Annotated in this window: 14 protein-coding genes; 9 read left to right on the forward strand and 5 right to left on the reverse strand. The window is 65.0% G+C overall.

What is annotated here, in order from left to right; genetic code table 11:
- Positions 1-23: 23 nt before the first annotated feature.
- The 3 genes from ACVMB1_RS39745 to ACVMB1_RS39755 form a co-directional block, all read right to left on the reverse strand.
- Positions 24-1,199: an acyl-CoA desaturase gene (locus tag ACVMB1_RS39745; RefSeq protein ID WP_371852130.1), complete on the reverse strand. Its 1,176-nt coding sequence runs from the start codon at positions 1,197-1,199 to the stop codon at positions 24-26.
- A 190-nt stretch (positions 1,200-1,389) separates the two neighbouring features.
- Entirely contained in the window at positions 1,390-1,599 is a 210-nt protein-coding gene (locus ACVMB1_RS39750; RefSeq protein ID WP_028341292.1) for a cold-shock protein, read from the reverse strand.
- Between the two features lie 298 nt (positions 1,600-1,897).
- Complete coding sequence (locus ACVMB1_RS39755) at positions 1,898-2,506, reverse strand: TetR/AcrR family transcriptional regulator (protein ID WP_076827761.1); 609 nt, start codon at positions 2,504-2,506, stop codon at positions 1,898-1,900.
- Between the two features lie 112 nt (positions 2,507-2,618).
- On the opposite strand from ACVMB1_RS39755, the gene ACVMB1_RS39760 reads away from it, so the two are divergent.
- The 8 genes from ACVMB1_RS39760 (at position 2,619) to ACVMB1_RS39795 (ending at position 9,512) form a co-directional block, all read left to right on the forward strand.
- On the forward strand, positions 2,619-3,314 hold the full coding sequence (locus ACVMB1_RS39760; protein ID WP_456849731.1) for a PspA/IM30 family protein: 696 nt from the start codon (positions 2,619-2,621) through the stop codon (positions 3,312-3,314).
- Positions 3,315-3,397: 83 nt separating this feature from the next.
- The gene (locus ACVMB1_RS39765; protein WP_038384293.1) at positions 3,398-3,673 is read left to right on the forward strand and encodes a YiaA/YiaB family inner membrane protein; all 276 of its coding nucleotides are present in this window, start codon (positions 3,398-3,400) and stop codon (positions 3,671-3,673) included.
- 304 nt (positions 3,674-3,977) lie between these two features.
- On the forward strand, positions 3,978-5,045 hold the full coding sequence (locus ACVMB1_RS39770) for a hypothetical protein (RefSeq protein ID WP_200844554.1): 1,068 nt from the start codon (positions 3,978-3,980) through the stop codon (positions 5,043-5,045).
- Positions 5,042-5,917, forward strand: a complete 876-nt coding sequence (locus ACVMB1_RS39775; protein ID WP_076827627.1) for a HesA/MoeB/ThiF family protein — start codon at positions 5,042-5,044, stop codon at positions 5,915-5,917. Before ACVMB1_RS39770 ends, ACVMB1_RS39775 begins: the two co-directional genes overlap by 4 nt.
- Positions 5,914-7,113 carry a hypothetical protein gene (locus ACVMB1_RS39780; RefSeq protein WP_076827625.1) on the forward strand — a complete coding sequence of 400 codons (1,200 nt, stop codon included), beginning with the start codon at positions 5,914-5,916 and terminating at the stop codon, positions 7,111-7,113. Before ACVMB1_RS39775 ends, ACVMB1_RS39780 begins: the two co-directional genes overlap by 4 nt.
- Positions 7,110-8,231 (forward strand): GNAT family N-acetyltransferase, encoded by a 1,122-nt coding sequence (locus ACVMB1_RS39785; protein ID WP_076827623.1) that lies wholly within the window; start codon positions 7,110-7,112, stop codon positions 8,229-8,231. Before ACVMB1_RS39780 ends, ACVMB1_RS39785 begins: the two co-directional genes overlap by 4 nt.
- On the forward strand, positions 8,228-9,223 hold the full coding sequence (locus ACVMB1_RS39790) for a nitroreductase family protein (protein ID WP_076827621.1): 996 nt from the start codon (positions 8,228-8,230) through the stop codon (positions 9,221-9,223). Before ACVMB1_RS39785 ends, ACVMB1_RS39790 begins: the two co-directional genes overlap by 4 nt.
- Positions 9,224-9,305: 82 nt before the next feature.
- The gene (locus ACVMB1_RS39795; protein WP_024581255.1) at positions 9,306-9,512 is read left to right on the forward strand and encodes a hypothetical protein; all 207 of its coding nucleotides are present in this window, start codon (positions 9,306-9,308) and stop codon (positions 9,510-9,512) included.
- A gap of 277 nt (positions 9,513-9,789) precedes the next feature.
- On the opposite strand, the gene ACVMB1_RS39800 is transcribed toward ACVMB1_RS39795, so the two are convergent.
- Complete coding sequence (locus tag ACVMB1_RS39800) at positions 9,790-10,641, reverse strand: SDR family NAD(P)-dependent oxidoreductase (RefSeq protein WP_076827619.1); 852 nt, start codon at positions 10,639-10,641, stop codon at positions 9,790-9,792.
- Positions 10,642-10,833: 192 nt separating this feature from the next.
- Here ACVMB1_RS39800 and ACVMB1_RS39805 point away from each other — a divergent pair, with 192 nt between their 5' ends.
- On the forward strand, positions 10,834-12,330 hold the full coding sequence (locus ACVMB1_RS39805) for an aldehyde dehydrogenase family protein (RefSeq protein ID WP_057017888.1): 1,497 nt from the start codon (positions 10,834-10,836) through the stop codon (positions 12,328-12,330).
- A 287-nt stretch (positions 12,331-12,617) separates the two neighbouring features.
- Here the strand turns inward: ACVMB1_RS39805 and ACVMB1_RS39810 are convergent, their stop codons facing one another.
- The gene (locus ACVMB1_RS39810) at positions 12,618-13,001 is read right to left on the reverse strand and encodes a winged helix-turn-helix domain-containing protein (protein WP_016846469.1); all 384 of its coding nucleotides are present in this window, start codon (positions 12,999-13,001) and stop codon (positions 12,618-12,620) included.
- Between the last annotated feature and the right edge of the window lie 40 nt (positions 13,002-13,041).

A 13,041-nucleotide genomic window follows, 5' to 3' on the forward strand; every position in this document is an offset into this window, starting at 1 on the left:
CGGGAAAAGGCCAAGGCAAAATGTTACGGTTGGCTCACCTGAGGTTTCGGGCTTGCGCCGGCCATCCGAGGTGGAACCGCGAGCAGGAGGCAAACCGACTCCACCAGGAGTTCATGCGCACGGTCGACAATGTCGTCCAACGAACTTGTCTTCGCGAACATGGCCTGGGCTTCAGCCAACAACCGGTCGCGCGTTGGTATGCTGGGCAGATGCAAGTCGGCGCGATGTTGTAACAGAACAAGCGCTTCCCGCACCGACAATCCGGTGTCGTGGACCGACGATTTGATGGCCTGCGCGATGTACTCGGGATTGAAGCGACCAGCGAGTTGTTCAGCCGTTCGCCTTATCACACGCGATCCCAAGCGCTGCTCGTTGCGGAGAACCAGCGTGGGCGGCGCCTTCAGATCCCAGACAATACCGAGCAAGGACAAAGTCACCAAAACATAATAGGTCACATCAATCTCCCACCACCGGAAGCCTTGCCGCGCACTGCTTTGGTAGGCGTGATGATTGTTGTGCCAACCCTCACCCATCGTAAACAGAGCCAGCAGCCAATTGTTGCGGGAGTCATCGCCCGTAACGTACCGCTTGCGCCCGTGAACATGCGCGAGGGAGTTGATGCAAAACGTGGCGTGATACAGCAGCACGGTGCTCCAGAAGAAACCGACCACGAGCCCTGGCCATCCGGCGATGAGGAAGCACAGACCTGCGACCACGATCGCCGGCAAGACCTCCAATCTGTGAAGCCACATCAACTCCGGATACGAGGCAAAATCCGCAACTTTCGTCAGATCAGTTGCATCGTGCTGTCGATAAAAAATCCACCCGAGATGACTGTGCACGAAGCCCTTATGCCCCGGCGAATGCACATCTTGCTCGGTATCCGAATGAAGATGGTGATGTCGATGTTTCGCGGCCCACCAAAGGACGCTTTTCTGAGCGCTGCTTTGGGCGAGGAATGCGAGGATGAATTGAAACGCCCTGCTCGTTGAGTAGGCCCGATGCGAGAAGTACCGATGATAGCCGGCGGTGATCGCAAACATGCGCAGCCAGTATAGGGCGACGCAAATTGCAATCGCTTGCCATGAGACGCCCGTCCAGATCGCCGCCAGACACCCTGCGTGGACCAGCAGAAACGGGAGGACCTGCGGGTACATGATGTCGTCGTGCTGCCGAGCTGGATCGATATTGGTGGACACGCTCGCGACCTCAGCTGCTTCGATGCGCGGGCCGTTTCGCCGGCAGACGGTTCAAGTCCTGGTCCTGGCGGGCATTGCGCGCGGTGTTGACAAAGAGAACCCCGCGGCCGGGTGACCGGTCGCGGGGTCGCGTAACCAGAGGCTTTGCCAGTTCATCCGTGGTCAAAGCAGCATGGCCAATTGTCGCAGCTTACACCGCGCGCAGATTGTCCGCAGCAGATTTGCCGGTCCGGCGGTCTGCAACGATCTCAAAAGAGACCTTCTGTCCCTCGTTGAGGGTGCTCATGCCGGCGCGTTCGACTGCGCTGATATGAACGAAAACGTCCTGGCCGCCCTGGTCCGGCTGAATGAAGCCGAAACCCTTCTGGCTGTTGAACCACTTCACAGTTCCCATGCTCATGGAAAATCGTCCTATAGATACGTGTTTGGAGCCGCACTCACGAGTGCAGCGGGCGAATTCGAAGTTCAGGGGGTGAGGGTCGTCAGTCAGGCACGCTATCAGCGGCGAGGCCAAGTCGTTCGGCCGAAATTCGATCAGCGGTAGATAGCTACGGTTCGGTGATTCCGCAAGTGGCTTTCTCCCCTTTCTGACCTCGACCGCTGCGTCCCCCTGGGGCAACGGCTGCAATTCACGGTGCTCTGCGGCAACTTTGCTTGACCGGATGGCGGGGACATCGTGCGGTTTGGGGCCACGCGGCCTATTCCTTCTTCGCCGTCAGCCCGTCAACCATTGCGCGCGTCAACGTTGCGATCTCGCTGCGCAGCGCGCCGATCGGCACCGCGATCAGCTTGTGCTCCAGCCCGAGCGCGACCATGCCATGCACGGCGGAGAACAGGCTGCGCGCAGTGACGCTGAGCTGCGCCGGCGAACGCTGCGGAAACAGCGCGGCGAGCGGCTTGTAGATGTGGCGGAACAATTCCATCTGCTCGGTGATTGCCCATTCCGGCACCGGCTTGCCGGGCTGCATGCGATGCTCGAACAGCGCGCGCCACAGTTCGAGATTGTCGGCGGCGAAATCGCAATAGGCGACCGCGATCCGCACCAGCAGCTCGCGCGGCGCGGCAGCCCCGCCGATCTCGGCCAGCGACAGCGACGCATCGAGCCGCGCCAGCGTGCGCGAGCCGACGCGCAGGATCAGCTCGTCGACATCCTCGACCAGATTGTAGACGCCGCCATTGGCGACCCCGATTTCCTGGGCCAGTTCGCGGGTTTTCAGGCCACCGAGACCCTTTGCCGCAATCGCCCGTTCCGCCGCCTCGATCAGCGCTTCCCGCAGTTTTGCACGTCGTTCCAATGCCTTGGACATCTTCGATCCTTCGTTAACCATTGTCTTGAGCGTTGCTCAAATAATTTTTGAGCAATGCTCATTATATGGTACAAGAGATTCATGAGCGATGCTCATAACAGGGAGCGATGAAATGTTCAAAACTGTTTTCACTCTTTTCCGCGGCACCGTTGCGGTGGCCGAAGAGGAACTTCAAGACCGCACCGCGCTGGTCATCCTCGACCAGCAGATGCGCGATGCCGCCGCCGCCGTCGACCGCTCGAAGCGGACCCTGGCGCTGGCGATCGCCGGCGACCAGCAGGAGGGCCGGCGGCTCGACGCCACCAACGCCCGGATCGCCGATCTCGAGGTGCGCGCGTCGGCGGCACTCAATGGCGGCCGGGAAGACCTCGCCCGCGAAGCCGCGCAGGCGATCGCCAATCTCGAAGCCGAGCGCGACGCCGCGATGACCGCACGCGCGTTGTTCGCTTCCGAGATCACCCGGCTGAAGCGCCATGTCGGCACCGCCGAGGCGCGCATCGCCGAGCTCGACCGCGGCCGCCGGCTGGCCCGCGCATCGGAAGCGGTGCGTTCGCTGCGCCGGAGCGGCATCGAGGCGGCGCGCCCCTACGAGTCGACGCTGCCGGAAGCGGAGGCGACGCTGAAGCGGCTGCGCGAGCGGCAGATGGAGATCCAGGCCGCCGACGAGGCGTTGGTCGAGATCGACGCCGCCTCGGGACCATCAGCCACCGCCGAGAAGCTCGCCGAGCAGGGCTTTGGCCCGCGCATGAAATCGACCGCCAACGACGTGCTGGCGCGGCTGAAAGCCAAGCGCCCGCCAGCAGCCTGAAATCCCAAGCCTGAAACCTCAAGCCTGAACTTCAAGTCTGAAACCAAGCCAATTTCAAACCATCTATCATCAAGGAGACGACCATGAACCAGACCATCCAACCCCACAGCGGCAGCTGGGTTACCTTCACCTACGCGTCCTTTGCAGCCTCCGCCTTCCTCGTCGCCGTCGGCGTGTTCTTCCTGCCGATCGACCTCTGGATGAAGGGCTATCTCACGATGGGCATCGTGATGCTGATCCAGACCTGCGTCACGCTCACCAAGACGGTGCGCGACAATTACGAGAGCAGCAAGTTCGTCAACCGCATCGAGGACGCCAAGGCGGAGCGCCTGCTGATGGAGGTCTCCAAGGCAGGGTGAGCCGAAGTCAAGTCGAAGCGGCGGGTGGTTTCTCACCCGCCGCTTTCGTCGTTCCGGGGACTTGGCCGACCCCGCCGTCATTGCGAGCGCAGCGAAGCAATCCATTCTTCCGCGTATGCCGAGCGATGGATTGCTTCGTCGCTATCGCTCCTCGCAATGACGGTGTGGATAGGCCGCCGACCGCTTACGGCCAACTTGTTCCGTTTCCGGAAGGCCTTGTTTACCGTGCGGCAAACAGCGTCAGGTTGCGCTCATGGCTCCTTAACAGGGGCGAGTGCAGAGATCGCGCCCGAGGGACAGAGAAATGGCGTCCACGGACAATCCCACGCCGGCTTCGCGCGGCAGCAAGAGCCTTGCCAAGAGTCTCGGCAAGGCGCGCGCCGCCTTTGACGGTCTGCGCAGCCATGGCGGCTTCTGGCTGAAGGCGCTGTCGCAGCCGACCATCGATCTCAGCTTGCGCACCCAGGCCGGCCAACGCACCCGGATCGTCGAGTCGCCCGGTCTGTCGCTGCCGAGGGACGAGCTCGACGCGCTGGTCGAGCAGCTGCGCATCGTCGCCGCCAAGACGCTGCCCGAGGAGAGCCTGACCTACGGCATCTTCTCCGGTGAACCCGAGCGGCTGTCGCGCGCCGTCGTCACGCTGATCTCGGAGGAAGACACCGGGCGGCCGATCGCCTTCAACGCGCTGTCGGTGATGGACGTGCCGCTCGACGGCGAGCCGGCCGAGGTCACCCATCTCGGCCTCGTCATGGTCGATCCCGATGTGCGCGGGCAGGGGCTGTCCTGGGTGCTCTACGGCCTGACCGCGCTGGTGCTGTTCGCCCGCGACGGGCTGCGGCCGAAATGGATCTCCAACGTCACCCAGGTGCCGGCGGTGGTCGGCATGGTCAGTGATACATTCTCGGACGTCTACCCGTCGCCGCTGCCGGGCGCGCGACAGAGCTTTGCGCATCTCCAATTGGCGCGCGGCATCATGGCAAGGCATCGCGCGGTGTTCGGCGTCGGCGAGGAGGCCGGCTTCGACGAGGCGCGCTCGGTCATCACCAACGCCTATACCGGCGGCTCGGACGCGCTGAAGAAGACCTTCGAGATCGCCCCGAAACATCGCAACACAATCTACAACGAGTTCTGCGCACGCGAGCTGGATTACGGCCGCGGCGACGACGTGCTGCAACTCGGCCGTGTCGATCTTGCCGGCGCACGCCGCTATCTCATGAGCGAGGTGCCCTCGGGCTCGCTGCCGTCGCTGCTCGCGGCGTCCGCGATGCTGGCGCTGCAGCGGCTGGTGCTGCCGGTGGTCTACTGGATGGACGACAGCCGCGCCTTCGGCACGCTGCGTCCGCGCAAGCAGGATAACGGGGCCGCGCGATGAATTTCGACTACTATTCCTTCACCGGCCGCAATATCGGCTTCATCGACGAGCACGAGCAGCAGCTGCTGCGTCAGGCGCGGGTGTTCGTCTGCGGCGTCGGCGGCATGGGCGGCGCGGCCTTCATGGCGCTGGCGCGCGCCGGCGTCGGCAAATTCGTGATCGCCGACATCGACCGCTTCGAGGTCTCCAACCTCAACCGCCAGGTGTTCGCCTTCGCCGACGAGGTCGGGCGCGAGAAGGCGGCGGTTGCCGCCGAAGCCGCAAAACGGATCAATCCAACCATCGAGATCGAGGTGCTTGGCGAGAACTGGACCAGCGAGCTGGCCGGGATCGCCGCGCAGTGCCCGGTCATCGTCAACGGCATGGACGATATCGCCGCCGGCGTGCATCTGTACCGGACCGCGAAGCGCGCCGATGCAACGGTGATCGACGCCTATATGTCGCCGCTGCCGTCGGTGATCGTGGTGCGCCCGCACGATCCGCGGCCCGAGCAGCGCCTCGGCTTTCCGACGCTTGGCAAGGACTGGACCGAAATCACCGAGGACGACCGCCGCGCCGCGATGCGCGCCGAGATCGAGCACGTGATGCTGCACTCCTCGTCGCGCAACTATGTCGACCTCGCCATCGCCGGCGAAGTCGCCGCCGGCCGCCGCAGCCGGATGTCGTTTGCGCCGATGGTGATCTCGACCGGCATGCTGATGGCCTATGAGGCGGTCGCGCTGATCCTCGGCCGCACCTCCGGCACCGATTGTCGCGGCTGGTTTCTCAACCCGCACCGGCCCGCGATCGAGAAGCCGCGCAATGCGCTGGTCGCCGCCTTGATGCGTCCGCTGGTGCGGCGGGCCATCGATGAACTGACGGGCGGCAAATGACCTCCGGGGTGATCGCCGATTCCATCGTCAATCTGTGCGGCGCCATCGGGCTCGCCGTGGCGATGATGACGTTCTACCGGCGCGATCCGAGGAGCCCGTTGACGCGCCGCCTGCTGCTCGCGCTCGGCGTGATCGCGATTCTGTTCCTCGACCGCGGTCTTGCCTGGTGGACCGGAAGCCGCCTGCTCGACCGCCTCTCGGTGATCCCGGCCTCGCTGGTCCCGCTCGGCGCCCTGATCGTCACCGAAGGCATCCTGCGGCGCCACGCGCCGCGCGCGGTCAAGATCGCGGCGCTCGCGGGCGCCATCCTGCTCGGTCTCGGCGGCCTGTTCGGACTGCAACGGCTGGCGATGCCTTACGCGATCGCGCTGGCGCTGTTCCAGCTGCTGGGTTTCGCCACCTGCGCGCTGCTGTTGGCAACGCGCGATCGCGCCTCGCTGATGGCTGCGGAGAACCGCAGCATCGGCCGCATGGCGGTTGGCGCGCTGGTCGTGATCCCGTTCATCCTGACCGATTTCCGCACGCTGTTTCCCGATATCCCCGTGCGGCTCGGCGCGCTGGGCGCGCTGCTCACCGTGACCGTGATGCTGATCGCCGGCGGCGGCGCCGAGACGCGCCGGCACGGCCTTGCGATGATGGCGCTGCGGCTGATCTCGTCGGGCCTGCTAGGCCTCGCCGCTGCCTTCATGGCGCCCGACGTCGACGCCGCGCAGATGATCCGTTTCGTCGCGGTTGCGATCGCCGGCGTCCTGACCATCGGGTTGATGACGGACGCGCTGCGGGCGCTGTTCGAATCGCAGGAGCCGGGCGTGCTCAACTCAGTCGCGGCATCGCCGGCGCAGACAAGGGAGCAGTTGATCGCCGAGCTGGCGCGGCACCCGATCTTCGAAAGCGCGCGGCGCTTCCGCGAGAACGAGCTTGCGCTCTACGATCCGCCGCTGCTGCACGACTTCCTGTCGACACGGCGTGTGCTGCGGCGGTCCGACGCGCCGTGGGGACTGGCGCCGACCGATCCCGCGGCCGAGCGCATCGTGTCGCTGATCGCAGCCAACAACGCCTCCCATGTCATCGTGCTCGGACACGATCCGCTCGACCTGATCGTGCTCGCGGTGCCCGTCACCGCGGCCGACCCCGCCACTGAGACCGCGCTGGCGCTGGTGCGCCGGCTGCTGGCGTTGACCCCGGAGGCCAAATGACATCAGAGATCCGCGAGGGCGACCGCAGGGCGGCATTCGACGCCGCGCTCAACGCCTATGGGCCCGACAGCCTTTACGTGCCGCCGCTGTGGAGCGATTTCGACCGGATGTTCGATCCGGCGAAGAACCCGTTCGTCACCGAAGGCCACGGCCGCTATGCGCTGTTCTCCGCGCATCGCGATGGGCGGCCGGTCGGCCGCATCGCCGCCTCGATCCACGACGCGTCCAACCGCAAGCACGGCACCCGCCACGGTGCATTCGGCTTCTTCGATTGCATCGACGATGACGAAGTGGCCGATGCGCTGCTGCGCGCCGCCGAGCAATGGCTGTCGGCGCGCGGCATGAGCCGCGTCACCGGCAACTTCAACCTCACGGCGATGCAGCAGATCGGCGTGATGACCGACGGGTTCGACCATGCGCCTTTCACCGACATGATGTGGTCGCCGCCGCACATTGCACAGCATCTCGAACGCGCCGGCTACGCCGCGACCTTCCCGATGACGACGTTCGAGATCGCGCTCGACGGCGGCAAGCCGGAGCAACTGCTCGGCGACAAGCAGCGCGCCGTGCTCGCTGACCCGGATTTCGTCTGGCAGCCGATCAAGCGTTCCGCCTTCAAGGTGCGGCTGGAGGATGCGCGGCTGATCCTCAATGACGGCTTTGCCGACAATCCGATGTTCGTGCCGCCGACCGCCGCCGAATATCTGTTCCAGGCCGGCGACATGATGTGGATCATCGACAACCGGATTTCGACCGTGGTTTATCACCGCGGCAGGCCCGCCGGCGCGATCATCGCGATCCCTGACCTCAATCCGCTGATCAAGGCGATCGATGGCCGGGTCGGGCTGTCAGCGCCGTTCAAATTCGTGCAGCACCGCGTGATGAACAGGCGCGCGGTGCTGATCTATCAGTCGGTCTGCCGCGACCTGCACAATCGCGGCCTCAACGGCGCGATGCTCTACCGCACCGCGCTGGCGTTGCAGGAGGCGGGCTACCGCACGCTGGGCGGCACCTGGATCGCCGATATCAACGGTCCGTCGCTGCGCCAGGTCGAGAAGGTCGGCGCAAGGCCGCTGCACCGGCTGCATCTGTTCACCAAGCGGCTGGCCGCAGCATGAGCGCGCTGACGCCGGATCTGCTGCGCGAGCTGGTCGCGGAGGCGCGGCTGGCGCCGAGCGTCCACAACATCCAGCCGACCCGCTGGCGCCTGCTCGGCGACGGGCGGCTGGCGCTGGTCGATGCGACCCGCGTCCGCGCCCCGGTCGCCGATCCCGCGGGGCATGATGTTCTGGTGTCGCACGGCGCGGCGCTGGAGGGTATGAGTCTCGCGCTTAACCGCCGTGGCTTCGCAATCACGGGCATCACCACGCTCGAGCAGCCGCTGTCGCCGCAACTTACCGTGCTCTGCTCCTTTGCGATCAAGCAAGGAGCCGAGCCCGATCTGCTGGCGGACCTCGTGGCGCGCCGCATGTCGTGGCGCGGCAAGTTCGCGGCGTCGCTTGATGATGCGGCGGCGCTGGCGCAGCTGGTTGCCGCGCGCGACGATGTGATCTGCATTGGCGATCGCCGGGCGATTGCCGATATCGCCGGCTGGGCCGATCGGGCCGAATTCTCCTTTGTCCGCGGTGACGACTACCGGGCCGAGCTGCTCGCATGGATGCGGCTGTCGCCCGGCCATCCGCACTATCTGCTCGATGGCCTCAACCGTGATGCGCTGGCCATGAATGTGGTCGAGGCCACCGCCGCGCGTTACGTGCTCGGCAGCCTGTTCAAGCCGCTCGATCGTCTCGGCCTCGCCGCGTCGTTGCTTGCCGACGGCGCCAAGACCGCGTCGACATCGGCGATCGTGCTGTTTTGCCGTCCCGTCGGTGAGGATCCACTCACGACCGGACGCCATTTCTACCGCGCCTGGCTGGAGATCGATCGCGCCGGTTTCGCGGCGTGCCCGATTTCGGCGCTATCAGATCATCCTGACTTCAACGACCGGCTGCGAAAGCTCGGCAAAATTGGCGCCGATCTGCGCCTCGTCAATGTGTTCCGCATCGGCCGGCCGTCAAAACCGATCAAACCGCGGCATTTCCGGTTGCCGGTTGACCGGCTCATTGTCTGAAAATTAAGCTGCAATCCCCGCTGTCAAAACTTCACGCGGTCGTGCTATGACGCCGCCCGCTAACCAACGACCGGTGGAGATGATGTCGAAGCAATCGCTGCGCGAGGAGGCCGAACGCCTCATCCGCGAGACCATGGAAAAGCGGAACTTGGTCATCAAGCAGGGCACGACCCGGATCGAGGCCGTTTGCGGCAAATGCGGTGCGCCGAACCGGGTGCAGGCGGAAAAGGGCCAGTCCCGCGTCAAGTTCACCTGCAAGAACTGCGACCACAAGCAGGAAACGCTGTGAGCGGGGCCGCGCTCCCGTCATCCTGACAGAATGTGAATGTATTCAGCGTCGTCCTGGCTTTCGCCAGGACGACAGCGTGCGGAGGCCGCTCGCTACAATTCTCGACGACGCTTCCACGTCATTGCGAGCCACCCGGTCGGCGCGAAGCGCCGCCGGATGACGGGCTTCCGCGAAGCAATCCATCCTTCCGCGTATGCGGTGCCATGGATTGCTTCGTCGCTTCAGCGCAAAATTGCTTTGCAATTTTGTCGCGAACTCCTCGCAATGACGGGTGGCCCTACCTCCCCTTCACGAACGCGGCGAAAGCATCGCCGTAATCCGGATGCCAGCGCGACAGCGGCGGGCGGTTCTCGACGATGTCGCCGGCGGCCCACAGGATGCGGCGTTCGTCGAGTGCGCGCGGCACGTCGTTGTCGGGGCAGAGGATATAGAAATCGCCGGCATCGAGGCGTTCGATCATGAAGTCGATGGTCTGCTCCGCTGTCCAGGCGCCGGCCGGCTTCTCGGTGCGGCCGCGCGCGGTCAGCCCGGTAAAGACGAAGCCGGGGATCAAGAGATGCGCCGATATCTTGCAGCCGGCGGTGTTGCGCAGCTCGTGCTGCAGCGCTTCGGTGAATGCCTTCACGCCGGCCTTGGAAACGTTGTAGGCGGGATCGCCCGGCGGCGTGGTGATGCCCTGCTTGGATCCGGTGTTGATGATCAATCCCGGCCGGCCGCGCTTGATCATGTTGGGCGCGAACGCCTGGGTGCCGTTGATCACGCCCCACAGATTGACGCCAAGGATGCGCTGCCAATTGTCCGCGGGCCCGAACATCGCACTGCCGGGCTGGATGCCGGCATTGTTCATCAGGATGTCGGTGCCGCCGAACTTTTTCGCGACCGCGGCCTCCAGGCTTGCGACCGCGTCGGCGCGGCTGACGTCGACAGCCGCCGTCATAATGTCATCAGCGCCGCCCGGCGCCGCAGATGACAGCTTTGTCGCAGCATCCTTCAGCCGGTCGTCGTCGAGGTCGGCGATGCAGACCTTCATGCCGGCCTGCGCGAACCGCAATGCGGCGGCAAGTCCGATGCCGGAGGCGCCGCCGGTGATCACGGCAACATGATTGGCTGATATCACGGGGTGGGGCATCTGCGGTCTCCGGACACATGTGTGGCTGAGGTGCGGTCGCTATCGTACCATGCACGCACGCGCATGGGAGGTTTTCGTGCGTGCCGCCCTGATCAACGCCGGCTCGGCTTTACGGTTTCGCGTTCGCGCTGTAGAATTCGGGATATAACGCTTCCAAAAGACCTCAGCCGACATTTTACAGGGAGTGCAAACATGGCTGTTTCGCAGGCTGTTCCGATCACGCGCCATCCTTATGCCGATGGCTCCTACAAGAAGATGCTGATCGACGGCAAATGGGTCGACGCCGCCTCCGGCAAGAAGTTCGAGACGCACAATCCCGCGACCGGTGAATTGCTCGCGTCGGTCGCCGAGGGCGATGCCGAGGACATCAACCGTGCGGTCGCGGCGGCGCGCCGCGCGTTCGAAGGGCCCTGGAGCAAGGTGAAGCCGTTCGAGCGGCAGAACATGCTGCTCAAGCTGGCCGAACTGGTCGAAGCCAATTTCGAGGAACTGTCTCAGCTCGACACGCTCGACATGGGCGCACCGATCAGCCGGACCCGCGGCAACCGCCTGCGCGCGCTCGGCATGCTGCGCTACTATGCCGGCCAGGCGACCGCGATCCACGGCGAGACCATCGAGAACTCGCTGCCCGGTGAGATCTTCTCCTACACGCTGAAGGAGCCGATCGGCGTGGTCGGCGCGATCATCCCCTGGAACGGGCCGCTGACCGCCTCGATCTGGAAGATCGGCCCGGCGATCGCGACCGGCTGCACCGTGGTGCTGAAGCCGGCCGAGGAATCCCCGCTGACCTCGCTGCGCATCGGCGAACTCTGCATGGAGGCCGGCATTCCGCCCGGCGTCGTCAACGTCGTGCCGGGCTATGGCGAGACCGCGGGCGCCGCGCTTGCCTCGCATCCGGATGTCGACAAGGTCGCCTTCACCGGATCGCACGTCACGGGCCAGTCGATCATCCGCGCCTCGGCCGGCAACCTCAAGCGCGTCTCGCTCGAACTCGGCGGCAAGTCGCCGGACATCGTGTTCGCCGACGCCGATCTCGACGCCGCGGTGCCCGGTGCGGCGATGGCGGTGTTCGCCAATTCCGGCCAGATCTGCAGCGCCGGCACGCGGCTGTTCGTCGAGCAGAAGGTCTATGACGAATTCGTCGGCCGCGTCGCCGAGTTCGGCAGGAAGCTGCAGGTCGGCAACGGCCTCGATCCCAACACCCAGATCGGCCCTTTGGTGTCGCAGCAGCAGATGGACCGCGTGTCGGGCTATCTCGACATCGGCCAGAAGGAGGGCGCCAAGGCGCTTGCCGGCGGCGGCCGCCTCACCGAGGGCGCGCTGTCGAAGGGCTATTTCGTGCAGCCGACCGTGTTCGCCAACGTGCAGGACAACATGCGTATCGCGCAGGAGGAGATCTTCGGCCCGGTGATCTCGGCGATCTCGTTTAGGGATCCGGACGAACTGATCAAGCGCGCCAACGCCACCACCTTCGGCCTCGGCTCGGGCGTCTGGACCACCAATGTCAGCAAGGCGCACCAGGTCGCCAAGGCGCTGCGCGCCGGTTCGGTCTGGGTCAATTGCTACCAGGCGATGGATCCGGCGGTGCCGTTCGGCGGCTACAAGATGAGCGGCTACGGCCGCGAGTCCGGCAAGCAGCACGTCGAGGAATATCTCAACGTCAAGGCGGTCTGGATCAAGACAGCTTAGGGCTGGTCCCGCTGTTTCTCTTCACCTCTCCCCGCCTGCGGGGAGAGGTCGGATTGCATCGCCAGATGCAATCCGGGTGAGGGGGTACAGGTCTCAACGCTCGGCGTGTTCGCCGAGGGGAGCTCTCCGCTCCAACGCCCGCATGATTTCGGAAATTAGAATAACACCCCTGATTTGCCCGACGCGTCAAGTTGGGTTGTCGAACGCCGGCCGTCGCCGGCTCCTTTGCATGGGGTTGTTTTCGATATTTTCGTAAGCGCCCCAGCGACAGCCGCCGGTTCCTGCGTTCACCGCCCCGCGGCCTTCTTCGGCTTGCCGATGTCGCTGCGCAGCGCCTCGAGATCCTTGCGCACGGCGCTTGCCGCGTCGCGCTCGATCTTGCGGTAGCGCGCCACCAAGGAGAGGCCGAACGGGGTCAGCACCGCGCCGCCGCCATTCTTGCCGCCCGTCTGCCGTTCCACCGCCGCCTGCCGGCAGATGCGGTTGATCTCGTCGACCAGGTCCCAGGCGCGCTTGTAGCTCATGTCCATGGCGCGACCGGCGGCGGAGATCGAGCCGCATTCCTTGATCCGCTCAAGCAGCAGGATCTTGCCCGGCCCGATCCGGTCCTCGGCATCGAGGTCGATGCGGACGCTGAGGGAGGGGAGCGATGAGGCGCTCGATTTCGACATGGGAGACCTGTTCTCGTGGCAACAGATTGCCACTACCCGC

Source organism: Bradyrhizobium sp. USDA 4504, from assembly GCF_054063995.1.

What these genes read in the sequence shown, in the direction of transcription:
- ACVMB1_RS39750 (WP_028341292.1), bottom strand. Translation starts at nt 1,599, where the DNA reads ATGAGCATGGGAACTGTGAAGTGGTTCAACAGCCAGAAGGGTTTCGGC.
- ACVMB1_RS39755 (WP_076827761.1), bottom strand. Translation starts at nt 2,506, where the DNA reads ATGTCCAAGGCATTGGAACGACGTGCAAAACTGCGGGAAGCGCTGATC.
- ACVMB1_RS39760 (WP_456849731.1), top strand. Translation starts at nt 2,619, where the DNA reads ATGTTCAAAACTGTTTTCACTCTTTTCCGCGGCACCGTTGCGGTGGCC.
- ACVMB1_RS39765 (WP_038384293.1), top strand. Translation starts at nt 3,398, where the DNA reads ATGAACCAGACCATCCAACCCCACAGCGGCAGCTGGGTTACCTTCACC.
- ACVMB1_RS39770 (WP_200844554.1), top strand. Translation starts at nt 3,978, where the DNA reads ATGGCGTCCACGGACAATCCCACGCCGGCTTCGCGCGGCAGCAAGAGC.
- ACVMB1_RS39775 (WP_076827627.1), top strand. Translation starts at nt 5,042, where the DNA reads ATGAATTTCGACTACTATTCCTTCACCGGCCGCAATATCGGCTTCATC.
- ACVMB1_RS39780 (WP_076827625.1), top strand. Translation starts at nt 5,914, where the DNA reads ATGACCTCCGGGGTGATCGCCGATTCCATCGTCAATCTGTGCGGCGCC.
- ACVMB1_RS39785 (WP_076827623.1), top strand. Translation starts at nt 7,110, where the DNA reads ATGACATCAGAGATCCGCGAGGGCGACCGCAGGGCGGCATTCGACGCC.
- ACVMB1_RS39790 (WP_076827621.1), top strand. Translation starts at nt 8,228, where the DNA reads ATGAGCGCGCTGACGCCGGATCTGCTGCGCGAGCTGGTCGCGGAGGCG.
- ACVMB1_RS39795 (WP_024581255.1), top strand. Translation starts at nt 9,306, where the DNA reads ATGTCGAAGCAATCGCTGCGCGAGGAGGCCGAACGCCTCATCCGCGAG.
- ACVMB1_RS39800 (WP_076827619.1), bottom strand. Translation starts at nt 10,641, where the DNA reads ATGCCCCACCCCGTGATATCAGCCAATCATGTTGCCGTGATCACCGGC.
- ACVMB1_RS39805 (WP_057017888.1), top strand. Translation starts at nt 10,834, where the DNA reads ATGGCTGTTTCGCAGGCTGTTCCGATCACGCGCCATCCTTATGCCGAT.
- ACVMB1_RS39810 (WP_016846469.1), bottom strand. Translation starts at nt 13,001, where the DNA reads ATGTCGAAATCGAGCGCCTCATCGCTCCCCTCCCTCAGCGTCCGCATC.